Annotated in this window: 21 protein-coding genes, 1 tRNA gene and 1 pseudogene; 15 read left to right on the top strand and 8 right to left on the bottom strand. The window is 67.9% G+C overall.

Features of this window, described 5'->3' with window-relative positions:
* Positions 1 to 341 precede the first annotated feature (341 nt).
* Positions 342 to 1,757, bottom strand: a pseudogene (locus GS4_RS22060) (threonine/serine exporter family protein); the annotation flags it as partial.
* Positions 1,758 to 1,761: 4 nt separating this feature from the next.
* Between GS4_RS22060 and GS4_RS22055 the strand changes: the two are divergent.
* The 8 genes from GS4_RS22055 to GS4_RS22020 all read left to right on the top strand — a co-directional run bounded on the left by GS4_RS22055 (position 1,762) and on the right by GS4_RS22020 (position 9,979).
* Positions 1,762 to 1,836: transfer RNA gene (locus GS4_RS22055), tRNA-Thr, on the top strand.
* Between the two features lie 292 nt (positions 1,837 to 2,128).
* On the top strand, positions 2,129 to 3,736 hold the full coding sequence (locus GS4_RS22050; RefSeq protein ID WP_007624751.1) for a carboxylesterase/lipase family protein: 1,608 nt from the start codon (positions 2,129 to 2,131) through the stop codon (positions 3,734 to 3,736).
* A gap of 247 nt (positions 3,737 to 3,983) precedes the next feature.
* The gene (locus tag GS4_RS22045; protein WP_007624750.1) at positions 3,984 to 4,388 is read left to right on the top strand and encodes a RidA family protein; all 405 of its coding nucleotides are present in this window, start codon (positions 3,984 to 3,986) and stop codon (positions 4,386 to 4,388) included.
* A complete protein-coding gene (locus tag GS4_RS22040; protein WP_007624749.1) occupies positions 4,385 to 5,569 on the top strand; it encodes a winged helix DNA-binding domain-containing protein in 1,185 nt (394 codons plus the stop codon). Before GS4_RS22045 ends, GS4_RS22040 begins: the two co-directional genes overlap by 4 nt.
* Before the next feature lie 45 nt (positions 5,570 to 5,614).
* On the top strand, positions 5,615 to 6,022 hold the full coding sequence (locus GS4_RS22035) for a TIGR03668 family PPOX class F420-dependent oxidoreductase (protein WP_007624748.1): 408 nt from the start codon (positions 5,615 to 5,617) through the stop codon (positions 6,020 to 6,022).
* Between the two features lie 154 nt (positions 6,023 to 6,176).
* Entirely contained in the window at positions 6,177 to 7,601 is a 1,425-nt protein-coding gene (locus tag GS4_RS22030; RefSeq protein ID WP_007624747.1) for a cytochrome P450, read from the top strand.
* A gap of 135 nt (positions 7,602 to 7,736) precedes the next feature.
* Positions 7,737 to 8,450, top strand: a complete 714-nt coding sequence (locus GS4_RS22025) for a response regulator transcription factor (protein WP_007624739.1) — start codon at positions 7,737 to 7,739, stop codon at positions 8,448 to 8,450.
* Positions 8,451 to 8,551: 101 nt separating this feature from the next.
* On the top strand, positions 8,552 to 9,979 hold the full coding sequence (locus GS4_RS22020; protein ID WP_007624737.1) for a sensor histidine kinase: 1,428 nt from the start codon (positions 8,552 to 8,554) through the stop codon (positions 9,977 to 9,979).
* A 54-nt stretch (positions 9,980 to 10,033) separates the two neighbouring features.
* On the opposite strand, the gene GS4_RS22015 is transcribed toward GS4_RS22020, so the two are convergent.
* A complete protein-coding gene (locus GS4_RS22015; protein WP_157226726.1) occupies positions 10,034 to 10,324 on the bottom strand; it encodes a DUF3263 domain-containing protein in 291 nt (96 codons plus the stop codon).
* Positions 10,325 to 10,610: 286 nt separating this feature from the next.
* On the bottom strand, positions 10,611 to 11,072 hold the full coding sequence (locus GS4_RS22010) for a GNAT family N-acetyltransferase (protein ID WP_040511481.1): 462 nt from the start codon (positions 11,070 to 11,072) through the stop codon (positions 10,611 to 10,613).
* A gap of 54 nt (positions 11,073 to 11,126) precedes the next feature.
* Between GS4_RS22010 and GS4_RS22005 the strand changes: the two genes are divergently transcribed.
* Positions 11,127 to 11,501 (top strand): VOC family protein, encoded by a 375-nt coding sequence (locus tag GS4_RS22005; RefSeq protein WP_040511473.1) that lies wholly within the window; start codon positions 11,127 to 11,129, stop codon positions 11,499 to 11,501.
* A 19-nt stretch (positions 11,502 to 11,520) separates the two neighbouring features.
* On the opposite strand, the gene GS4_RS22000 is transcribed toward GS4_RS22005, so the two are convergent.
* Positions 11,521 to 12,360 carry a hypothetical protein gene (locus tag GS4_RS22000; RefSeq protein ID WP_007624731.1) on the bottom strand — a complete coding sequence of 280 codons (840 nt, stop codon included), beginning with the start codon at positions 12,358 to 12,360 and terminating at the stop codon, positions 11,521 to 11,523.
* Between the two features lie 10 nt (positions 12,361 to 12,370).
* Positions 12,371 to 13,372: a DNA adenine methylase gene (locus GS4_RS21995; RefSeq protein WP_040511479.1), complete on the bottom strand. Its 1,002-nt coding sequence runs from the start codon at positions 13,370 to 13,372 to the stop codon at positions 12,371 to 12,373.
* 790 nt (positions 13,373 to 14,162) lie between these two features.
* Here GS4_RS21995 and GS4_RS21990 point away from each other — a divergent pair.
* The 4 genes from GS4_RS21990 (at position 14,163) to GS4_RS21975 (ending at position 17,758) form a co-directional block, all read left to right on the top strand.
* Positions 14,163 to 14,507: a hypothetical protein gene (locus tag GS4_RS21990; RefSeq protein ID WP_174344038.1), complete on the top strand. Its 345-nt coding sequence runs from the start codon at positions 14,163 to 14,165 to the stop codon at positions 14,505 to 14,507.
* Between the two features lie 66 nt (positions 14,508 to 14,573).
* Positions 14,574 to 16,079 carry an HNH endonuclease signature motif containing protein gene (locus tag GS4_RS21985; RefSeq protein WP_369403320.1) on the top strand — a complete coding sequence of 502 codons (1,506 nt, stop codon included), beginning with the start codon at positions 14,574 to 14,576 and terminating at the stop codon, positions 16,077 to 16,079.
* A 353-nt stretch (positions 16,080 to 16,432) separates the two neighbouring features.
* On the top strand, positions 16,433 to 17,254 hold the full coding sequence (locus GS4_RS21980) for a hypothetical protein (RefSeq protein ID WP_040511470.1): 822 nt from the start codon (positions 16,433 to 16,435) through the stop codon (positions 17,252 to 17,254).
* Positions 17,255 to 17,329: 75 nt separating this feature from the next.
* A complete protein-coding gene (locus GS4_RS21975; protein ID WP_007624722.1) occupies positions 17,330 to 17,758 on the top strand; it encodes a PaaI family thioesterase in 429 nt (142 codons plus the stop codon).
* 4 nt (positions 17,759 to 17,762) lie between these two features.
* On the opposite strand, the gene GS4_RS21970 is transcribed toward GS4_RS21975, so the two are convergent.
* Positions 17,763 to 18,188: an SRPBCC family protein gene (locus tag GS4_RS21970; RefSeq protein ID WP_007624720.1), complete on the bottom strand. Its 426-nt coding sequence runs from the start codon at positions 18,186 to 18,188 to the stop codon at positions 17,763 to 17,765.
* Complete coding sequence (locus GS4_RS21965; protein ID WP_040511468.1) at positions 18,188 to 18,499, bottom strand: ArsR/SmtB family transcription factor; 312 nt, start codon at positions 18,497 to 18,499, stop codon at positions 18,188 to 18,190. The genes GS4_RS21970 and GS4_RS21965 overlap by 1 nt, the downstream gene beginning before the upstream one ends.
* A 117-nt stretch (positions 18,500 to 18,616) precedes the next feature.
* On the opposite strand from GS4_RS21965, the gene GS4_RS21960 reads away from it, so the two are divergent.
* The gene (locus tag GS4_RS21960; protein ID WP_040511477.1) at positions 18,617 to 19,045 is read left to right on the top strand and encodes an HIT family protein; all 429 of its coding nucleotides are present in this window, start codon (positions 18,617 to 18,619) and stop codon (positions 19,043 to 19,045) included.
* Positions 19,046 to 19,085: 40 nt separating this feature from the next.
* Here the strand turns inward: GS4_RS21960 and GS4_RS21955 are convergent, their stop codons facing one another.
* Positions 19,086 to 21,206 (bottom strand): RecQ family ATP-dependent DNA helicase, encoded by a 2,121-nt coding sequence (locus GS4_RS21955; RefSeq protein ID WP_007624715.1) that lies wholly within the window; start codon positions 21,204 to 21,206, stop codon positions 19,086 to 19,088.
* Between the two features lie 133 nt (positions 21,207 to 21,339).
* Between GS4_RS21955 and GS4_RS21950 the strand changes: the two genes are divergently transcribed.
* Positions 21,340 to 22,617 carry a bifunctional glycosyltransferase family 2/GtrA family protein gene (locus GS4_RS21950; protein ID WP_007624713.1) on the top strand — a complete coding sequence of 426 codons (1,278 nt, stop codon included), beginning with the start codon at positions 21,340 to 21,342 and terminating at the stop codon, positions 22,615 to 22,617.
* Positions 22,618 to 22,643 lie beyond the last annotated feature (26 nt).

Here is a 22,643-nt window from a genome sequence, read left to right as displayed (position 1 = left end):
GAGTGACCGCAGGCGGTGCCGTCGGGGGGACCGGCCGGGGTGGCCGGCGGGCCTGTCGGCGGCGCGGTCGGGGTGGCGGCGGGCGACTCCGGCGGGGTCGGGACTTCCGGTGTGGCAGAGCTGCCAGGTGTCGGTGAGGCGCCGGTCGGGGTGGGTGACGCCGGTTCCCCGAGGGCCGGATTCGGGCCGGTGGGCACCGGGGCACCCACGTAACCGGCCGGCTGCCGGCCGGCGGGCTGTCGTCCGACGGCTCCGGGGCGGCGCGGGATGAAGCGCGGCGGACCGCCGGGGCGCGGCGGCCGCGGACCGGAAGAGGTGCCCGGGGTGGGGGTCTGGCGCCGACGTCCGTACAGCCGACGCCGCACCATCCACACCGGCTTCTCCGGGATCTGGGGTCGTCGCATCGACCGGGCGATGAACTCACCGAGGGTGACGCCCGCGGCCAGACTGCAGCCGATCGCGAGGGCGCTGGCCACCCAGGTGAAGCCGTTGAGTGTCTGGTCGTTGAGGATGCCGTACAACCCGCGATAGATCGCGAGACCGGGGAGCAGCGGCGTGATACCTGCGACCGCGACGACCAGCGGGGGAGTGAGCGCACGACGCGCGAGCAGACCACCGACGAGTCCGACCAGCAGCGCCGCGGCACCGTTCGCGATGACCTCGCCCGATGAGGTGAGGAAGGTCGCACCGGCGACGACACCGGCACCGATGGCGCCGCCGAGGAAGGCGACCGGGAGTGCGCGACGCTCCGCATACGACGCGAGGCCGTAGGCACCGGCCGCCACGGCGCCGGCCGCGATGCGGATCGGCAGCTCGACGGCGGCGAAGCTCGTCGACGTCGTGATGGCGGGCAGGATGATGCCGATGCCCTCGAGCATCCGCACGGCCACGCCGACGCCGGCGATGATGCCGCCGGTCATCAACAACACCTCGAAGAAGCGCGCGACACCGGTGATCGGTGCGCCGGTTATGGCGTCCTGCACCGAGCCGACCAGCGACAACCCCGACAGCAGGACGGTGACGCCCGCGGCGATGACCAGGGTCGGCTGGAGTTCGATGTTCAGGGTTTCGGACGCGCCGTAGAGCAGTGCGGCCGGGACGACGGCGATGAATCCGCCGATCGACTGCTGGAAGAAGACGGGGATACCGAAGCGGTTGAGGCGACGGTTGATCGCGACGATGACCGCGGTGGAGAGGAAGGCGACCAGCGCGACGAAGAGCTCGCCGCCCAGCAAGACGGAGATGCCCGACGCCATCAGTCCCCAGGCGCAGGTGGCGAGCCAGTGCGGATAGGGGTGCGGGGCCGTGATGATCTCGTCGACCATCCGGTGAGCGCTCGACGGTGAGATCGCGGAGTCACGGATGCGCCGGACCAGTCGGTCGACCTGTGCGAGCCGCGTGAAGTCCATCGAGCGGTAGTAGACCTGCTCCATGGTGGTGATCGGCGGCAGCGTCGCGCCGCGTCGGGCGCTGACCACGATGGTGTTGTAGGTGACGTCGACATCGACGTCCTCGAGACCGTAGACACCACACACGAATTTGATCTGGGTCTGGGTGTCGATCGCCGCCGTCCCCGAGTCCAGCAGTACCGCGCCGATCTTCGTCGCGAGGTCGAGCACCTCGGTGATCGCGCCGACGTCGAATCGATCGACCGGTTTGCGCGGCGACACCATGATGCTGCCGGGCTCGATGGTGTCGATGGTCGCCTGGCTGGTACCCAGGAGGCGACGCACTGCGCGGCCGATATACTCGCGCACGCATGCCTCCTTAGCTCAGTGGTAGAGCACTCGCCTTGTAAGCGAGCGGTCGTCGGTTCAATCCCGACAGGGGGCTCCACATTCTTCCCGATCGGCCCGCCTGTCGCCATTGTGCGGCACCGACCGGGGCGCGTCGATCAGCTGATCGCATCGAGCCGAGCCGACACATTCCGGTGGGTACCGCGAGAGCAACGCACAGAATCGCGGAGCGGGTTCCGGGATGTGACGAGGCTCATCCGCGGGGCGACTGCGACGCCGGATCGGGAAGCCCCGGGCAGTCGGTTCCGACATCGAGTGATCCATCGGCGCGACAGCCGGTCGTAGGTTCCGGCCGCCCCCGCGTCGACGTCCGTTGTGCCAGGATCGAAGGCGTGACTTCCGCCGACGACCTGCTGGTGACCACCTCCTACGGTCCGGTGCGTGGACGCACCGTCACCTCGGCGGATCGGCCGGGCAGTGGCCCGGCGGACGCCGTCGACATCCCCGTGGACGTCTGGAAGGGCATCCCCTACGCCGCGCCACCGGTGGGCGATCTGCGCTGGCGTCGTGCGCGGCCGCCCGTTGCGCACACCGAGGTGCTCGAGGCCTCCGACTACGGCCCGGCCAGCCCGCAGGAGCGCAACCCCGCGATCCGCCTCGGCGAGGGTGTCCGGTTCGACGAGGACTGCCTGGTGCTCAACGTGTGGGCACCGCACCGGTCCGCACTCGCGACGCCGGCCGCCCTGCCGGTGCTGGTGTGGCTGCACGGTGGGGCGTATGTCTTCGGGTCGGCGAGCCAGCCGCTCTACGACGCGAGCCGGATGGTCGCCGCCAACGACGTGGTGGTCGTGACCGTCAACTACCGGGTGGGTGCGCTCGGTTTTGCGGACCTGCGTTCGGCGGCCGCCGGCTCCGACGCGGTACCCGACGACCGGTTCGAGTCCAACGCCGCGCTCTCCGACGTACTCCTGGCGTTGCGCTGGGTGCGCGACGAGATCGGTGCGTTCGGCGGCGACGCCGCGAACGTCACCCTCTTCGGCGAGTCGGCGGGAGGCGGTCTGGTGACCACCCTGCTGACCGTCCCGGCGGCGGCGGGGCTCTTCGACCGCGCCATCGCGCAGAGTTCGCCTGCCACGTCGCTCTACGACTCCGAGCGCGCTGCGGTTGTCGGCGACCGGCTGATCCGGGCGCTCGGTGTCGAAGGACGTCCCGAGTTGTTGGAGGCGGTCGGCACCGACGCCCTCATCCACGCGACGATGACCGTCTTCACCGACGTGCCCGCCGAGGTCCCCGGGACCATCGCGTTCGCACCTGTCGTCGACGGTGATCTGGTTCCCGAACATCCTCTGGACGCCTTCCGCGCCGGCAGATCGCATCCGGTACCCCTCATGATCGGCACCAACAAGGACGAGGCCGCGCTGTTCAAGTGGATGAAGTCGCCGCTGATGCCGATCACGCCCGGTGACATCGAGCGGATGTTCGCCGGGATGGCTGCGGAGTACCCGGACGTGACGCTGCCCGAACGGGCAACGGTGGCCGCAGCGTACGCGGGACTGCGACCCAAGGTCGCCGGCCTCGGGGTGGCGCGCGACATCGCCTTCCGGATGCCGACGGTCTGGCTCGCGGAGGCGCACAGTCGGGTCGCCCCGGTGTACCTGTATCGCTTCGACTGGGCGCCGATGATGTTGCGCGCACTGCGGATCGGAGCCACCCACGCGACCGAATTGCCCTATGTCTGGGGCAATCTCGTGGCCGGTCCGCGTGACATCACTTTCAAGCTCGGTGGCCGCCGCGTCGGCGAGCAGTTGTCGGTCCGGACGCAGCGTCGATGGATTGCCTTCGCGCGCAACGGAGACCCCTCCTACGGTGAGCAGCCGTGGCCGTCGTTCACGACCGACGAGCGGTCGACGCTGGTCATCGACTCCGACGACCGGATCGTCGACGATCTGGACGCCGAGCTGCGGTCGACCTGGGGTGACGACGTCCTCAGCTTCCGCTGACGTTCGTGGTCGGGAGACCCCTCCGCGCAGGCTCGACCGTTCGGGAGCCGACGCGGGCGGGGGGAGTTTTGGACAAGACCGGGGTTACTGTGATCGCCCCGGCCTCTGGTTCACCTGGCGACGTACAGCATCGCGGGAACGTGCCCACACCGTAACAGCATGTCGGCGGAAAAGCCGAATCGATCGTCTGTGAGCCGATTCGCTTCCTACGGTCCGCGCCGCGCTCGCCGACCGTAGGATCGACGCCATGTCCCGTGTCGTGAGAAACGCCTCCACCGCCCTCGCCGACGGTGGATTCCCCTACAGCGCAACGGTCTCGCCGGGGCCGCTGATCTTCAGCGCGGGGATCAGCCCCCTCGACGCCGACGGGGCGATCGTCGCTGCCGGGGACGTCGTGGCGCAGACGCGGCGCTGCATCGAGAATCTGCGGATCGTCCTCACCGAACAGGGCGCCGACCTCGGCGACGTGGCGAAGATGACCGTGTACGTGGCCGAGCATCTGCACCCGGATCTCGAAGTCGCCTGGGACGCGGTCCGTTCGGGCTTCGGCGATGCCGTCCCGCCGGCGATGATGCTCGGCGTGACCGTCCTGCCCTACGACGGTCAGGTCGTCGAGATCGAGGCCGTGGCTGCTCCGCCGGTGCGCAGATGACCCTCCGGACCAGTGTCTCCGATGCCCAGCGTCGTACCCGGTTGCTCCATCGGCATCGGCTGCACTCGACGACGGCTGCCGAATCCGTGACGGACGTCGTCGCGTCGGTGGTGGCCCTCCATGCGACCACTGCATCGACCGTCTACCTGTCGACCTGGGCGCGACTGCCCGGCTTCGGGCCGGCGGACCTGGAAACCGCTCTCTACGAGGATCGTTCACTGATCCGGCAGCTGGCGATGCGGCGAACCCTGTTCGTCTTCGACCGGGCGGCGCTGCCCGATGCGATCGGTGCCGTCGGCCCCCGGGTGACGGCATCCGAGCGGACCAACATGCTGCGGGACCTCCGGCGCAGTCCCGACTTCGACGACCCGGACGGATGGATCGACACCGCGCGGGCGGCGGTGCGCGACGAGCTTGCCGGAGGAGGGGCGCTGACGTCGAGGCAACTGCGGGAACGACTCCCGGATCTGGATGGCTACGTCGAGATCTCACCGGGGAAGTCCTACGGCGGTCGTTCGCCGATGGGCCCGAGGGTGCTCAACATGATGAGCGCGGCGGGCGACATCGTGCGTGGACCCAACGCGGCGGGGTGGCATCTGTCGCGCCCGGCGTGGTCGGCGATGGGCGAGTGGCTCGGCGAGCCGCTCGCGCCGGTCGATGTGGCCGACGGGCATCGGCGTCTGATCGAACGGTACGTCCGCGCGTTCGGGCCGGTGACCGAGACCGACATCGTCTGGTGGCTCGGCAGCACGAAGACCGCCGTCCGGTCCGCGCTCGCGGATCTCGACGTCGTCGAGGTGACACTCGACTCGGGAGAGATCGGGTACCTGGGTGCCGACGATCTCGATCCGCTCGACGAGTTGCCGCCCGAGGGATTCCTGCTGCCCGAACTCGATCCGACCACCATGGGCCACAAGCAGCGCGACTTCTACCTGGGTGCGCATGGCGCACATGTCTTCGACAGCAACGGGAACGGCGGCCAGACCGCCTGGTGGGACGGTCGGATCGTGGGTGGCTGGCGGCAACTGACCGGCGGAGAGATCGAGCTCCACCTGCTGGAGTCGGTTCCGGCCAGTGCGCAGCGCGACCTGCGCAGGCGAGCGGACGCGCTGGCCGAGTGGCTCGGCGAGGTGCGCCCGTCACCCGGGTATCCGGCGCCGTTCATGAAGGTGCGCGGCTGAGTTCCCGGTCGCCGACACACACGCACCGGGGCGCACACTGTTCGCATGGACGATGCGCGGGAACGTTTCGCGGCGGCGCGGGTCGCGCGGCTGGCCACCGGCGGTGCCGACGGTCCGCATCTCGTGCCGTTCGTGTTCGTCCTCGTCGACGACGTCGTCTACTCGTGTGTCGACCACAAACCGAAGCGCACCAACGACCTCCGACGGCTGCGCAACATCGCCGACGATCCGCGGGTGTCGGTGCTGGTCGACCATTACAGCGATGAGTGGGACGAGCTCTGGTGGGTGCGGGTGGACGGTCGCGCCGCCGTTGTCGGAGCCGACGATCCGGTCGGGGTCGAGGCCATCGACGCACTCGCCGACAAATATCCCCAGTACCGCATCCGTCGTCCGGTCGGCCCGGTGATCGTCATCGACGATCTGCGATGGCGGTCATGGACCGTACGGTCGTGACCGGCAACTGAGGCGAACTGTGCAGGTCAACGCCTGATCCCAGGGATCGCGGCGAAACGCTGTCCGGTCGGCCCGCCGCTTGTAGACTCGCGTTTGAAACAAGTGACGCAATCTGTGTCAATCGAGTCAGCCGACCCGGGGAGTGCGATCGAAGATGCCGACCGCGACGAAGAGATTTCAACAGGCCCTGGCCTCGGTGGCCGCCCGGTACCCGAGCCCACCCCGGCCGCTGGCCGAACCGCCGGCCGGCTCCGATCTGAAACCGGTGATGGGCGACGCCGGCATGCCGCTGCTCGGCAACACCCTCGAGGCATTGGTCGATCCGCTCAAGAGTGCGATGGAGCGCTACGAGAAGTATGGCCCGGTCTCGTGGTCCGGCTCGCTGAACATGAACATCGTGACCCTGGTGGGTCCGGACGCCATCCAGCAGGCGTGGATGAACCGGGAGAAGGCCTTCTCCAGCGAACAGGGCTGGGAGCCGATGATCGGCCCGTTCTTCCGCCGCGGCATCATGCTGATGGACTTCGAGGAACACATGCACCATCGGCGCATCCTGCAACAGGCGTTCTCCCGGCAGCGCCTCGACGGCTACCTCGACATCATGACCCCCCACATCGAGAAGACGCTCTCGAACTGGGACGTCGGACCCGGCTTCCCGATGTACACGCGCACCAAGGAACTCACCCTGTCGCTGGCCACCGAGGTGTTCGTCGGCGCATCGCTCGGGGAGGCCGAGAACCACCGCCTGGAAACGGCTTTCGAGGCTGCGGTACGCGGCGGTCAGGCGATCATCCGCACCGATGTGGGCAACTGGACCTGGGCGCGTGGACTCCGTGGACGCGAGACGCTGCAGGAGTACTTCCGTTCCGAGATCGCCGCCCGGCGCGCAGGCGACGGCGACGATCTGTTCAGCGTCCTCTGCCACAGCGAGGACGACGAGGGCAACACCTTCAGCGACGAGGACGTGGTCAACCACATGATCTTCGTGATGATGGCGGCCCACGACACCAGCACCATCGCGCTGTCGATGATGACGTACTTTCTGGGCAAGTACCCGGAGTGGCAGGAGCGGCTCCGTGCCGAGTCGCTCGCGCTGGGCAAAGAGACGCTCGACTACGACGACCAGGATGCGCTGCCCAGCCTCGACCTGGCGTTCAAGGAGACCCTGCGCATCAATGCCCCGGTCGGGATGCTGTTCCGGCAGACCATCGCCGACACCGACATCCTCGGCCACTACGTGCCGGCGGGCACCCTGCTGGCCATCCACCCGTGGGCGACGATGCTGCGCGAGGAATGGTGGCCGCGGCCCACCCATTTCGATCCGGACCGATTCTCGGCAGAGCGCCGCGAGGACAAGGTCCATCGATTCGCGTGGGCACCGTTCGGCGGTGGCGCGCACAAGTGCATCGGCCTCTATTTCGGTGGTATGGAGGTCAAGTCGATCATGCATCAGATGCTGCAGCGGTTCGAGTGGTCGGTACCCGAGGGCTACCAGCTCGACCTCACCTACGGAACCGGTCCGACGCCGGCCGACGGGCTCCCGATCGACTTCCGGCGCCGCGTCACCGTCGGCGTCTGAGCGCACCGGGTACCGCACGCGGACATCTGTCGCCAGGCCCGGGTCGGTTCGCTCCCGGCTGACTCCACCGACACGCACAGCCACCTCACAGGGAGCCCGCAGCTTCATGGGAGGCTGTCGGTAGAAGGTGATGGCATGACCGACGCTGCGAAGACTCCCGGACCCAAGATCCTCGTCGTGGACGACGAGGAGAACATCCGTGAGCTGCTCTCGGTCTCGCTGCGGTTCCAGGGCTACGACGTCACCACCGCGGCAAACGGCCCGGCCGCCATCGACGCCGCGCGCACCTTCCGTCCCGACGCGCTCATCCTCGACGTGATGATGCCGGGGATGGACGGCTTCGGCCTGCTGCGGCGTCTGCGGGCCGACGGCCACGAGGCGCCCGCACTGTTCCTGTCCGCCCGGGATTCCGTGGAAGACAAGATCAACGGCCTCACCATCGGCGGCGACGACTACGTCACCAAGCCGTTCAGCCTCGAAGAGGTCGTCGCGCGGTTGCAGGTCCTGTTGCGTCGCAGTGGATTCGATGAGCAGGCCAAGGACACGACCCGCCTGAGGTTCGCCGACATCGAACTCGACGACGAGACGCACGAGGTCTGGAAGGCGGGGGAGCTGGTGCAGCTCTCACCGACGGAGTTCACCCTGCTGCGGTACTTCATGGTCAACGCGGGCACCGTGCTCTCCAAGCCGCGCATCCTCGATCACGTGTGGAACTACGACTTCGGCGGCGAGGTGAATGTCGTCGAGTCCTACGTCTCCTACCTGCGACGCAAGCTGGACACCGGCGAGAAGCGGCTCATCCACACGCTGCGCGGCGTCGGCTACGTCATGCGGGAGCCGCGATCGTGACGAGCGGAGAGGGCGCGCCCCCCGTCTCATCTGCCCCGAGTCGGCCCGGGGAGCCCGACGTTCGGCGCCATCGGGGCGCGGCCTCGGTCTCGCCGCGATCGATGGCCCGGCGCGGTGTACCTCTGCGCCTCTCGCTGGTCGGACTCACACTCGTACTGGTGGCACTCGGCCTGCTCGCATCGGGCGTGGCCGTCACGTCGGCGATGAAGCAGGACCTGGTGTCGCGCACCGATCACGGACTGACCAACGCGGTCGAGACGTGGGCTCGTCCACGTATCCCGGGCACGTCGCCGAATCCCGGGCAGCCGGCCGGCCCGCGGCGACCACCGTCTCCGTATTTCGTGATGACCTCATTGGGCGACCCGGACTCGATGACCATCGTCAACAACGACTTCACCGATCAACCCAAGCTGGACGGCCTGCCCGACGGCAACGCCGGTCCGACGACCGTCCCCTCCGAAGAGGCCGACGGTCCCGAATGGCGGGTCATCAAGGCCAGCAGTCCGTTCGGGCAGTCGGTCGTGGCGGTCCCGCTGTCGGACGTGAACGCCACCATCTCCCGACTCCAGCTGCTGCAGTTGGCGATCGGCGCAGCGGTGGTGCTGGCCATCGGTGTCCTCAGCTATCTGCTGGTCCGATCGAGTCTGCGTCCGCTACGCCGCGTCGAGGAGACCGCACACGCCATCGCGGCGGGCAACCTGAACATGCGCGTTCCGCCGGCGCCGCCCAACACCGAGGTCGGCAGTCTGTCGTCGTCACTCAACTCGATGCTCGGACAGATCCAGCATGCCTTCGCCACCACCGCCGCATCCGAGCAGCAGGCGCGCCGCTCGGAGGAGAAGATGCGCCGGTTCGTCGCCGACGCCAGCCATGAGCTCCGGACGCCGCTGACGTCCATCAAGGGCTTCGCAGAGCTCTATCGCCAGGGCGGCGTCCCCGACGCACAGGATGCGATGCGCCGGATCGACGACGAGGCCGGACGGATGAACCTGCTGGTCGAGGATCTGCTGATGTTGGCAAGGCTCGACGCGCACCGGCCGATCGCCACCGCGCCGGTCGACGTCCTGACCCTGGCCGCCGATGCCGTCCACAGCGCTCGCGCCGCGGCGCCCGATCGGACCATCACCATCGACGTCGAACCGTCGGACGAGCCACCGACGGTCACCGGCGACGGGCCGCGGCTGCTCCAGGTGCTGCGCAACCTGATCGGCAACGCGATCGCGCACACGCCGCCCGAGGCCACCATCACGGTCGGGATCGCGCTCGATCGTGGGCCCGGTCACGACGACGTGGTCGTCCGGGTGACCGACACCGGGCAGGGGCTCACCCCGGACGAGGCCGCCCACGTGTTCGAGCGGTTCTATCGAGGCGATTCGTCACGGCACCGCGGTGACGGCGGCGGTGGCAGCGGACTCGGGTTGTCCATCGTGTCGGCGCTGGTCGGCGCGCACGGCGGAACCGTCGGTGTCGACTCGGCACCGGGTCAGGGGGCGAGCTTCTGGTTCCGCATCCCGCGGTCGACCATCTGACCCCCCCACACGTCGGTGCCGTGGCCGGAACGCCTGCGGTGCAAGCGGGTTCGCTCAGCTGGCGATGACGACCGTCGGTCCGACGCGGAGTGGGCGGTCGCGGTGCTCCTCGGCCTTGCGCGCGCAGTAGCGGACCAGTCTGCGGCGGTTGGCGTGGCCGTTGATGCGGCTCACGGTGCTGCCCGCCAGCATCTCGTGCACCCGACGGTAGAAGTCGGACGGCGAGAGGCCGAAGGTCGTGAAGATCTCGTCGTCGGCCGATCCGTCGAACGGCATCCAGCGCCGAGCGAAGTCGATCATGTTGTGTTCGTGTGTAGTCACTGCCAGCCCCCCAGCTGTCACCATCGATCCACGGTGCGGCCCCCGGATGGCTCCTGGCCATCGCTGCACACGTGTCATTCCTCCCCGACGCGCCGAATCCCACCTCGACGCGCCAACGCACATCTCCGGCCGACCTCTGACGACGGTGACCGGCGACGAGGGTTCTCGTGAGCCCTCGGCGTCACCGCGCTGACCTGTTGAACGCAGGACGCGGGCACACTCGGTAGATCCCCCTGAGGGCACCCTACCCTGAACGTCGGATTTGTCAGTGCGAAAAGAGCCTGCTCGCGCTTCAAAATCTTCGACATTCTCACAACAGATCTTTGACGAAGTAGACGCGGTCGAAGCCGTCCTGGTTCCGGCGGCCGGTCTCGACGTACCCGAGACGGGGGTACAGGCTCACATTCTCGGTCATCGCGGCGTTGGTGTGCAGGCGTGTCTCCGCGAATCCGAGCGCCCGAGCCCGGGTGTCGGCACGGGACAGCAGTTCCCGGCCGATGCCGCGCCCCTGCGAGCCCGGTGCCACGGCCACGTTGTCTATCCAGAGGTGATCGCCGCGCGCCTCGGTGACCAGCACGCCGACGACCGTGTCCGCGACGACGGCGACGGCGACGTCGTCGGTGGTCGCGACGAGTGCGGCGTAGTCGACGGTCATCGGCGCGGGGGCCCGACCGATCCTGTCGACATATCCCTCGTACGCTGCGGTGACGATCCGCTCGATGTCCTCGACGTCGCCGACGCCCGCCGGCCGGATGTTGATCGACTCGCCCATGGGCAGATCGTAGGTATCGAGTGGGTTGTCGGTGTGCGGGGGCACACTCGGGACATGACGAACAGCGACGGACATCGGCATCACGCCATCGACTACCTGGAACTGACGGTCACCGACCTGGCCGCGGCGCAGGCCTTCTACGCAGCGGCCTTCGGCTGGACCTTCAACGACTACGGACCGGAGTACGCCGGCATCCGGAACCCTGCCGGATCCGATGTGCTCGAGGTCGGTGGTCTGGCGGCCGGCGAGTCGGTGACCAGGGGTGGGCCGCTGGTCCTGCTGTACTCCGATGATCTGGACGACTCGGTGGAGAAGGTCCGCGCGGCCGGCGGTGAGGTCGTGAACGGGCCGTACGAGTTCCCCGGTGGTCGGCGGTTCCACTTCACCGACCCGAGCGGAAACGAGTTGGGGGTCTGGGCGACGAGCTGACCGCGGACCGGCGGTGCGCTCAGATCAGACGGCGCAGGGCCGCGAACTCGGCCACGTCGTGCCGGAACCGATCGAGGCTGACCAGCGTGTACATCCCGTCGATCTGTCGGTCGACCCAGAGCTGATGGATGCGTCGGAGGTCGGCTCGGCGCGATTTCCAGCCGATCCCGTCGATCACGGCCAGCACGAGTTGCTTGGGTAGCCGGACCTCGGCCATCTCCTCGATCTCGCGGACCGCGTCGGTGAGTTTGCTACCCGTCGAGTCGAATCCCTTGGCCGCGACCACGATGTCGGCGGAGTCGGGTGGCCCGACGATGAGATCCGCGGGTGCGGTGCGCCCGTTGCGGCCGGTGAATCGCGACCGGGTGACGTAGTCGAGGTCGAGGTCCCGTGCGATCGCCTCGATCTCGTCCTCCACCCGTCGACCCGACGCACCCGCGCGGGTGGCGGTGACCCGACTGCCGGCCCGGGCGACCAGGATGTCGGCGAAGGAGTACGTGCGATCCAGCTGTGCGCGCAGCATCCGGACCAGGTCGAACTCGGCATCGAGCCAGGTGACCAGCTCGACCGGCTGGCTGCGCGCGATGCTGTGCCATCCGCTGGTGTCGAAGCGGTCCCGGAGCGCGTTCTTCAGCTTCTCCTGGGAGAGCCCCACCGCGAGTCCCAGCACCGGGACGTCGGCGGGGTGGTCGCGCGCCCATGCGGCGAGTCCGGTGAGGTCGGTGTCGAGCAGCTCGCCGAGGCTTGCCGTCGCGAGCACGATGCTCTCGGCCTCCGGCGTCGATGCGGTCGGATCGACGTGAGAGGTGAGGCGCCCCAACGAGTTCAGGTACTCGTCGAAGTCGGGGATGTCGGCCATCGGTCCTCGGTCAGTCCCGTCCGATGAACAGGTACTCGCTGACATCGCGTCGCGTCGCGGCGACGTGCGTGCCGAAGCTGTACTTGTGGTCGATCTCGACGACCTCCACCGACGGCTTGACCTTGCCGAGCAGGTCGACGATGCGGTCGGCGCCGGGAAGCGCGTTGGACGAATACGACAGCACGATCGCCCCGGCGGACTCGAAGTGTTCGAAGGTGCGCATCAGGGCGTCCTCGATCGAGTGCTTGTAGGCAAAGGGCGTGTGCCGCTTGGGGAGCTTCTTGGTCTTCGTGTTCTCCATGATGGTCATCCCGCGCCAGTACGCGCTGAGGCCCTCGAGGAAGTGGTAGCGCTTGATGTAGTCGGCGTCGTCTGTGGGCGGTGCGTACGGCGGATCGAGGTAGACGAGGTCGGGTGCGACCCCGAGTGCAGTCGGATCGAGGTCGAAGACGTCGCCGGTGACGCTGCGGCTGGACGCGCCGTTGCTGAACACGGTGGCGTTGTACTCCGCGGCGGACCGCAGCCGGAAGTGATCGCGCAGCGACATCGACAGGTCACGTCGGCCGTCGCCGTAGCGGGACGAGTCGGTGAAGGTGAACACGCCGCGAGGCTGCTTCCGGGCGGCCGACAGCACCAGGGCGGAGATGGCGAGGTCGCGCCGGTAGCCGCGGAGCCGGTCGATGTGGGACCACGCGGAATCGAGGAAGTCGCGATCCTCCGCGGTGAAGTACAGGCCGTCGAAGGTCGTCCGGATGAAGTCGCGATCGTCGGCAGCGGGCCCGCAGATCTCCTCGACCAGGTCGGGCTCGAGGCGGACGCTGGAGTTGGCCACCGTCGCACGCGTGATGATGTGCGGGAAGGTCAGGAAGTCGTTGCTGATGACCGCGAAGCCCTGCGCCTTCAGCAGATACGACACCACACCCGACCCGGAGAACGCATCGACCGCGACGGAGCCGCCGATCTCGGCGAAGGCCCGCTCGAGATGGGGCAGCAGCCGGTACTTGGAACCCATGTAGCGCAACCGGGGGAAGCGCTGCGCTGCAGCCACGACGTCGACCGACCCGAGCTGAGCCGTCCCCGCGGGGATCACGCGACCGGTCGATCCGGCGTCGGGGCGACCGGTGTTGCCGGTGGGCGGTGTTCGACTCACACCGATGAGGATGTCACGCTCCACCGACACCGCGGTGGTGACGCGACGGTCATCGGCATGATCCTCGACGGCGAACGGCCCGGATGAGTCGTGTGGCGGACGGTCAGGCCGTCGCGTTCCTCCCCAGCAACCCGGTGACCACCCCCGGGCCACGGCGGCTGCTGGGATGGTCCAGGCCGAGGTTGTCCAGCCTTCGACACCTCGGTCGCAGTCACGGGCGCCTCGGTGAACGTTCCACCAGCCTCAGCTACCGCCCAGAAACCGACCCGAACACCCTCACCGACCCGAGCGCCAACCACCGCATCCCTCCGACATCACTCGGTGTTGCGGCGACTCCTTGAACCGACCGTGCGCTCGGATCCGTCGATCGTGCGCTCGGATCTGTCGATCGTGCGCGCGGATCCGTTGATCGTGCGCTTGGATCCGTTGATCGTGCGCGGGGCAGCTGCACGTCGCTGCAATCTGCATCTCGGCGGGCGGTGGTCGGATTTCTGACACATGAGCGGGGCGCGGTGTGGTTGGTGCACAGCGTGGTTCGCTCAGGTGTCAGTAATCCGACGGAGGGTGGATGCCGGTCGACGGCGGAAGGAATTGTCGGTGGGTCGGGGCAGTGTTCGGTTCAGATAACGGAAGCTATGAGGAGATGATGATCATGGCTTTCGACAAGCCACCACCCACACCCAGCTCGCTCGTGACGGATGCCCCACCTACTGCGGCACAATCGGATTCGGTCGACGAGTTGGTGGCCGCCTACGGCGAACTCGATGCGGTGCTGGACCGGATCGCTCAACTGTCCGCCGATCGGTGCACCGATGTCGAAGTGGTCGCGCTGGCCAAAGCCAACGAGGTCGCGGGCCCGGCAGATCGCCTCGCTCGGGCATCGCCGTTGACGTTCTTCGTCGATCGTGCGCTCGGATCTGTCGATCGTGCGCGGGAGCGCTGCACGTCGCTGCAATATGCATCTCGACGCGGCGGTGTTCGGATTTCTGACACGTGAGCGGGGCGCGGTGTGGTTGGTGCACAGCGTGATCCGCTCACGTGTCAGGAATCCGACGGAGGGTGGATGCCGGTCGACGGCGGACGGAATTGTCGGTGGGTCGGGATAGTGTTCTGTTCAGATAACGGAAGCTATGAGGAGATGATGATCATGGCTTTCGACAAGCCACCACCCACACCCATTCGGCCGACAGATGTTGCGCCGCCGCCGACCACTGCGACGAGCAGTGCGACTGTGCGCGCTGAGTTGATCGATGCGTATTCCGATCTGGCACGAGCGGTAGCACGGATCCAGGAGCTCGACGCCGATGCTTGTACCGACAGCGACACTGTGCATCTCGCTGTCGAACACGAGAAACTGACTCGGCAGATGCAGTCGATCGGGCATCGCCGTCTGATGGACGTGGCCGACCGTGACGCGTGGCGGTTGACCGGTGCGGCGACAATGCGAATGTTTGTGGCCAACCATCTGGGTGTGCCGGATGTGAAACGACGCCTCGATCACGCTGCAGCACTGTCGGAAACATTCACCATCACCGGACTCCAGCAGCCACCGGAACTGTCGGCAACAGCAGATGCACTCGCCGAAGGTGCGATCGCGCCCGAACACGTGTCGGTGATCCTCGACGTGACGAATCGCATCCCGGCGAGTGTGGAAATCGATGATCAGGTGGCTGCTGAGGTCGCGCTGGCTGAACACGCACGCACACTCTCACCATCCGCACTGCGTCAGGTGGGCGTCAGGTTGTTGGCGCACCTGAATCCCGATGGTGAGCTCACCGACGACCGTGACCGCGCCCGGCAACGCTCGATGACCCTGTCGCGCCAAGATGCACAGCTAATGACGAAACTGACCGCCACCCTCGACCCGGCCTCGCCGTCGGGCAGCGTTGACGACACCGATCCCGACTCCGAGGTGGTCAAGGATGCAGCCCAACGCGACTCACGATCCCAAGCCCAGCGCAACCATGATGCCCTGAACGCGCTCCTGAAATGCGTGTTGGACGGCGGGGCCTTGGGTGGGAGTCATCGCGGGCTACCGCCGCAGTTGATCATCTCCATCACCGAAACCCAACTCCGCGAATCAGCCGGCCTCGGTGTGACCGCCACCGGCACTGAGCTGCCGTGGCGCGACGTTGTTGAACTCGCCGCCAAAGCGGACCCGCACCTGGCGGTGTTCGCTGATCACACCGAAGAAATCCTCTACTTCGGACGTGCCCGCCGCACAGCCTCCCGCGCCCAACGCATGGCGTTGTTCGCCCGCGATCGCGGCTGCACCGCACCCGACTGCGACCAACCCGCCATGCACTCCGAAGCCCACCACCTCACCGACTGGGCCGAAGGCGGACGCACCGACATCGACCAACTCGGCGTGGCCTGCCCCAAACACAACCGCGCAGCCGGCCCACGCCGAGACCAATGGACCACCCGCCTGGACCGCACCACCGGACGAGTCACCTGGACACCACCAGCAACCACCCAACCGATCAACGGCCCACCGAGGACACGCACCAACGAGATTCACCATCCGGATCGACTGGCGGACCGACGGCCCCGGCACGACGTGACGTGACTGTCGGGTCGAACGCCGGTGTCGACGGTCTCAATGCCGCCAACGCCCATCGACGACCACATCGACCTGCAGCGCGCCATGGCTCCTAGGATTGCCGCAACCGAAGACCCGAGACACGACGGAGGTGGTGGGTGGCACTCGGTGCAGAGCCTTGGTGGCAGAGCGATGATCTGGTGGTGCTGGCGCACATAGTCGAGTTGGCACACGCGGTGAAAGGCGCTTCGTGCGCAGACGGCCGGGTGATCGACGACAGCGCTGTGACAAGCGACTCGGGCGCCACAGGCGAATCGGGTGTGACAAGCGACTCGTTGCGAGCACGGTGCCCATTGCCTGGGCGAGCGGTGCGGGCTGCTGTGACGACGCTCCAGCGGATCGGCGTGATCGTCGTCGATCAGCGTTCACCGGATGGCGTCCTGCGCCTCAATCGCGGTCATCCCGAGCTCGAATCGCTCGCGGACCTCCTCTACATCCATCAGGGTGCCAGCCTCCGGAAGCAGGTCCCGTCGGACGTCGCCGAGGTGGCTTTGTTCGACCTCGACCCGTACACCCCCGCGGCATGGGTCGATGGAGGTGTGGATCCGTTGGACTGGTTTCCGCCGCGACTTCGGACTGATCGCGCGGTCAGCGTACTCGCGGGCGAAGTCGATTCGGGACTGACTGTCACGGATGCTCGCCGGCTGGTCGTCGCCCTCGGGGCGCTGCCCTCCGGCGCTGCCATCGAGCTCTATCGCTCCGTTCGACGGATTGCACCGCTGGGGCTCGGAAGCGGCCCGCTTCTGAACCTTCTGCAGACTCTCGACGATCAGAGCCTGTGGCGGCACGCGGCACAGGTGTTGCATCGATCTGCAGCGGGGGCGGTCTCCGACACGAGCTCGCAAATCGGGCTCCTTGCAACGGAACACGCCTACGCGGCGATGGAGTTGTCACTGCATCGCACGCTGGTGGTGCGTACTGCAGTGGCGACGGCGGCAACAGAGCTGGCCGCGGGGCGACAATCGGCCGCATACGGGGCGCCTCTCCACGGACTCGGCGGAGACGGCACTCTCGAAGCCGCGGTGGCGGTGCGTCTCGACGACCTGCTGTCGCAGGCGACGGGGCTGCTGACGTTTGCCTACACGCTGGTCCCGGCAGCGCTCTCCGATGTCCGACCGGGGCTGCGTCGGCCACGGACTTGATCGTGTTCGCACATCGCTTGCGCTGAGACCCGATGGCTATGGTTTCATGAAGTCAGCGCGGAGTGAGGAGCCGTTATGACCGAGTCGGCGTCAGACCTGCCCGCTGTCGACCTCGCGAGCGCCAGCGCGTTCGTCCGAGCGTCCGGTTTCGTGGTCGAGGAGGCCCACGGGAACGCGGTCCGAGGGTATGTCGACCTCGACGAGTCGCACCACACTCCTTGGGGTGTGGTCCACGGTGGCGTGTACACGACGATCGTCGAGTCGGCGGGGAGCATCGGCGCGAGCGCCGCGGTCCGTGACCGTGGCCAGTTCGCCGTCGGGGTCCACAATGCCACCGACTTCCTACGTCCCTCGCGTGGTGGCCGGGTGCGCGTGTCGGCCGAGCCGATCAGTCAGGGGCGCACGCAGCAGCTGTGGTTGATCGAGATCGTGGATGAGGTCTCCGGGAAGGCCGTTGCGCGCGGACAACTCCGACTACAGAACGTCGACCTGCCGGAGGGCTGATCACCTAGTCGAGAACGGAGGCAGCGTCAGCGAGCCGGGGGAGCACCACGTCTCGCCAGCCCGGCCCCATCCGATCGTATGCGGCGGCCATCCGACCGTCCTCGAGATCGAAGCCGGAGTGCTCCAACAGCAGTCTGGTGCCGTTCCCCTCGGGCGTCACTGTCCACGTCAGGGTCCAGCTGTCGGTGAAGGTGTAGACGAGAAGCGTCGGCCGCTCGACGTCGAGGATCGTGCAGGGTTGCGGCCCGAATCCCGGCATGTCGAGGGTGAATTCGTGTCCGACGATCGGCTGGATGTCGCCGGCGGCCCACCAGCGCTGGACGAGTTCTGGTTCGGTGATCGTGCGCCACACCTTCTCTGGAGGTGCGGCGATGAACTGGTCGACGGTGATGGTTGCGGTCCCGCCGGCCCGCGTAACTGCCTCGTTCATCAGAGATCCTCTGCGATGGTTGCGATATCGGACAAGCGGGCGCGCCAGAATCGCTCGAACGGATGGAGCCAATCGCCGACCTCGGCGAGCGGTTCCGCGGACAACTCGTAGATCCGGTGTCTCCCCTGCGATCGGTCGAACACGAGCCCTGAGTCCTTGAGAACTTTCAGGTGTTCCGCGACGGACGATCTGCTCAGCTCGAACCGATCGCCGAGATCACCAGCCGTGCAGGGTGCTTCCGCCAGGATCTCGAGGAGTCTCCGACGAACCGGATTCGCCAGCGCCTGGAACACCTCGTCCTCCGTGGTCACGGACGAACAATACGTCGGAAAAGTCCGACACGTCAACTCCGTGCACGCTCCTGCTGCCGACGAGGTCGTTTGCGATGAGCGTCACGGGGACCGCCGGGCGAGACCTAGACTGTGGCCATGGCATCCGTCTTCAGCATGATCATCAACGGAGAACTGCCCGGACGATTCGTGTGGAAGGACGGCCAGGCCGTCGCGTTCCTCACCATCAACCCGGTGACCCCCGGCCACGTGCTCGTCGTGCCGCGCGCCGAGGTCGACCACTGGGAGCAACTCGACACCGCCGCATTCGCGCACCTGAGTGATGTCGCGCAGAAGGTCGGCCGTGCGGTGAAGGACGCCTTCGATGCGCCGAGGATCGGCCTGCTCATCGCCGGCCTCGAGGTGCCACACGTGCACCTGCACGTCTTCCCCGGCCTGAGCATCGAGACCTTCGACCTCGCCAACGCCGACTCCGACCCCGATCCCGCCGGCCTCGACGACGCCGCCGTCCGGATCCGGTCGAGCCTCACGTCGCTCGGCTACGGAGAGTACGTGCCCGAGTCCTGACCCTGGGACGACGGCGCGAACCGGTCGCCCCGCGGCCTGTTCACACCGTTCGATGCACCAGCAGCGGGAGGACGGCACGGGCACCTGCGTCACGAAGGGCCGCGGCTGCCAGTGTGACCGGCCAGCCCGACGACGAGGAATCGGTCACCAGCAGCACCACCTGATCGCCGACCTCCGGCGGCGAGCCGAGGTGGTCGCGCCAGTACACGGCCTCGACCGCACCGGTGGCATCGGCTGCCGGCCCGCCGCCTGAGTTCACCGGGAACACGCCACCCGGTCGCCGACCGACGGTTCGCAGATGATCGGCGACCCGCTCTGCCAGCTGACCGCCGAGCAGATCGAGAGAAACGATGACGTCCGGTCGGACGCCGGCGTCGCGAACCCACGACGAGAGCGTCGCCACGGCCGCATCGCCCAGCTCGGCGACCGCACCGTCGTCTCCGGCACGGGCGCCGGCCAGCACCTCCGACCACTCCGGTGCGTCGGCGTGAGCCAGCACCCGCCCGACCTCTGCGGCCTGGCCGGCGGGAATCCTCCCGCGCGAACCGAAGTCGCCGCCCGGCCACATCTTGCGCGGCTCCAGGATGCGAGCCGACCGGCGTAACGCAAGGGTGATGGTCCGCAGCGACTCGGTGGGGACGTCGGCGGTCAGCGGCGCCGACAACTCGCCGCGGCACACCGAGCACCGACCGCACCGGGTGGCGCCGGGATCGTCGAGCGACTCGGTGAGCAGTCGCATGAGGCACTCGTCGCCGCGGATGTACGAGCGCATGATGTCGGCCTCGCGCTCACGTACGGCGACGATCCCGCGATAGTGCTCGGCGTCGTACTCCCACGGCGCATTCGTCGACCGCCAGCCGTCAGAGACGCGCTCGACAGCACCGTCCACGGCGAGCTGTTTGAGCGCGAGTTCGACCTTGCCCCTGCGATATCCGGTGATCGACTCCAACTGCGGCACCGACACCGCCTCGTCCTCGACGTCGAGCGCGGCGAGGAGTGCGCGCATCCGGCGGGGATCGGGGATGGTCGCGGTGGCGAAGTGACCCCAGATGGCATGATCGGCGCCGGAGGCCAGCAGCATAACCACGGCGTCGTCGAGCGCGCGACCCGCACGTCCGACCTGCTGGTAGTACGACACCGGCGACGGCGGCGACCCGACATGGACGACGAACCCGAGGTCGGGCTTGTCGTAACCCATTCCGAGCGCGGACGTGGCGATCAACGCCTTGACCTCGTTGGCGCTCAACGCATCCTCGAGTCGGCGCCGACGATCGGCGTCGAGCTGTCCGGTGTACGCGGCGACGGGCACCGCGTCGCCGTGCACCGCCTCGATCGCCGACACCAGGCGCTCGGCGTCGGCGACGGTCAGCACGTACACGATGCCCGAGCCGGGGAGCTCGGTGATGTGCTCGGCCACCCAGGCGTACCGCCGGATCGGTGCCAGGCCGTCGATGACGTTGAGCTGCAGGCTCTTTCTCGCCAGGGGGCCGCGCAGCACCAGGGTCTGGGCGCCGAGTTGGGCGGCGACGTCGTCGGTGACGCGTGCGTTCGCGGTGGCGGTCGTGGCGAGGACCGGGGTCTGCGGATTGAGCGAACGCAGGACGTCGGCCACCCGACGGTAGTCCGGGCGGAAGTCGTGTCCCCAGTCGGAGATGGCGTGCGCCTCGTCGATCACCAGCAGTCCCAACCGACCGCTCAGCGCATCGAGTACACGTCGCCCGAAACCGGGGTTGGCCAGGCGTTCCGGCGACACCAGCAGGACGTCGAGCTCGTCGGTCCGCACCGACTCCTCGACCGCCGACCACTCGTCGACGTTGGACGAGTTCAGGGTGGCCGCGCGCAGCCCGGCCCGACCGGCTGCCGTGACCTGGTCGCGCATCAGCGACAGCAACGGCGACACGATGAGCGTCGGGCCGTGACCCGACGCGCGGGAGATGGCGGTGGCCACCCAGTAGACCGCGGACTTGCCCCAGCCGGTCCGCTGGACCACCAGCACGCGGGCGCCGGGTTCGCCGAGGGCGGCGACCGCCGTGAGCTGGTCGTTGCGCAACGCCGCATCGGGGCCGGCGAGCGCCGCGATGGTCCGGTCGGCGACGGTCCGTGCCTCCGGGGAGAGTTCGGGTGCCGGTCCGGTCGCGGTCTCGCTCGCTGAGGCAGCCATGCGCCCAATGTAGTGACGTCCGGCGACAGGCAGGCAGCCCGGCGGCGAGCTGTCCACAGTCGCCGTCCGGCTCACAGGAAGCTGACAGCTGTGGCGCAGAGACGGCGAAGCTGGGAAACCGAAGCTGATCAGCATGACAGCAGAAGCACCCCCGACGTCCGACGGGCCGGTCGCCACGGTGGCGCCGATGACGGTCGTGGCCGACAGTTCCGCCACGCGACCGGTCCTCGACATCGTCGTCCCGGTCTACAACGAAGAAGCCGATCTCGCACGGTCGGTGCGCCGACTCCACGAGCATCTGCGCAATCGGGTCCCGTACAGCACCCGGATCACGGTCGCCGACAACGCGAGCACCGACCGCACGCTGGCCATCGCCGTGGGCCTGACCGAGGAGCTCGAGGGTGTGCGGGTCGCCCATCTCGAGCAGAAGGGGCGCGGCCGCGCGCTCAACGCGGTCTGGCGGCACAGCGATTCCGAGATCGTCGCCTACTGCGACGTCGACCTCTCCACCGACCTCAACGCCCTGATGCCGTTGATCGCCCCGCTGGCATCCGGGCACTCCGACATCGCCATCGGCACCCGGTTGGCACGTTCGTCGCGGGTCGTCCGAGGCCCCAAGCGTGAGTTCATCTCGCGGTCGTACAACCTGATCCTGCGCACCACCATGGGCGCACATTTCTCCGACGCACAGTGCGGCTTCAAGGCGATGCGGACCGTCGTCGCCCAGCGGTTGCTGCCCTACGTCGAGGACACCGGGTGGTTCTTCGACACCGAGCTTCTGGTCCTGGCCGAGCGTGTCGGTCTGCGGATCGCCGAGGTGCCCGTGGACTGGGTCGACGATCCGGACAGCACCGTCGACATCGTCCCGACCGCTGTCGCCGATCTCCGCGGATGTGCCCGGGTGGCATGGGCGCTGGCCACGGGACGACTCCCGATCGCCGAGTTGCGCGACAGCATCGGCCGCAAGAGCGAACCTCAACTCGAGGGTGTGCCCTTCGGTCTGGTCGGTCAGCTCGCGCGCTTCTGCGTCGTCGGCGTGGCGTCGACCGTCGCATACGCGATGCTCTACCTGCTACTGCATGCATTCCTCGGCGCGCAGATCTCCAACTTCGTCGCCCTCGCGGTCACGGCCGTTTTGAACACCGCGGCCAACCGTCGCTTCAGCTTCGGGGTCCGCGGCCGTCAGGACGCGATGCGCCATCAGCTCTTCGGCCTCACCGTCTTCTTCTTCGGATGGCTGGTCACCGCGGCATCGCTGGCCGCGCTGCACGCGTGGAGTCCGGAGGCGAGCAAACATCTCGAACTCGTGATCCTGGTGGTCGCCAACCTCGTCGCCACCCTGACCCGATTCGTCGGTCTGCGCTGGGTCTTCCGGCGTGGGTCCACGACCGCCGCCGAAGGGGCCGCCTGATGAATCTGTCCACTCCCACACCCGAA

Source organism: Gordonia soli NBRC 108243 (assembly GCF_000334455.1).
GTDB lineage: Bacteria > Actinomycetota > Actinomycetes > Mycobacteriales > Mycobacteriaceae > Gordonia > Gordonia soli.
Note: the sequence above shows the minus strand (reverse complement) of the source record. Positions and strands in the feature narration are given on the sequence as shown.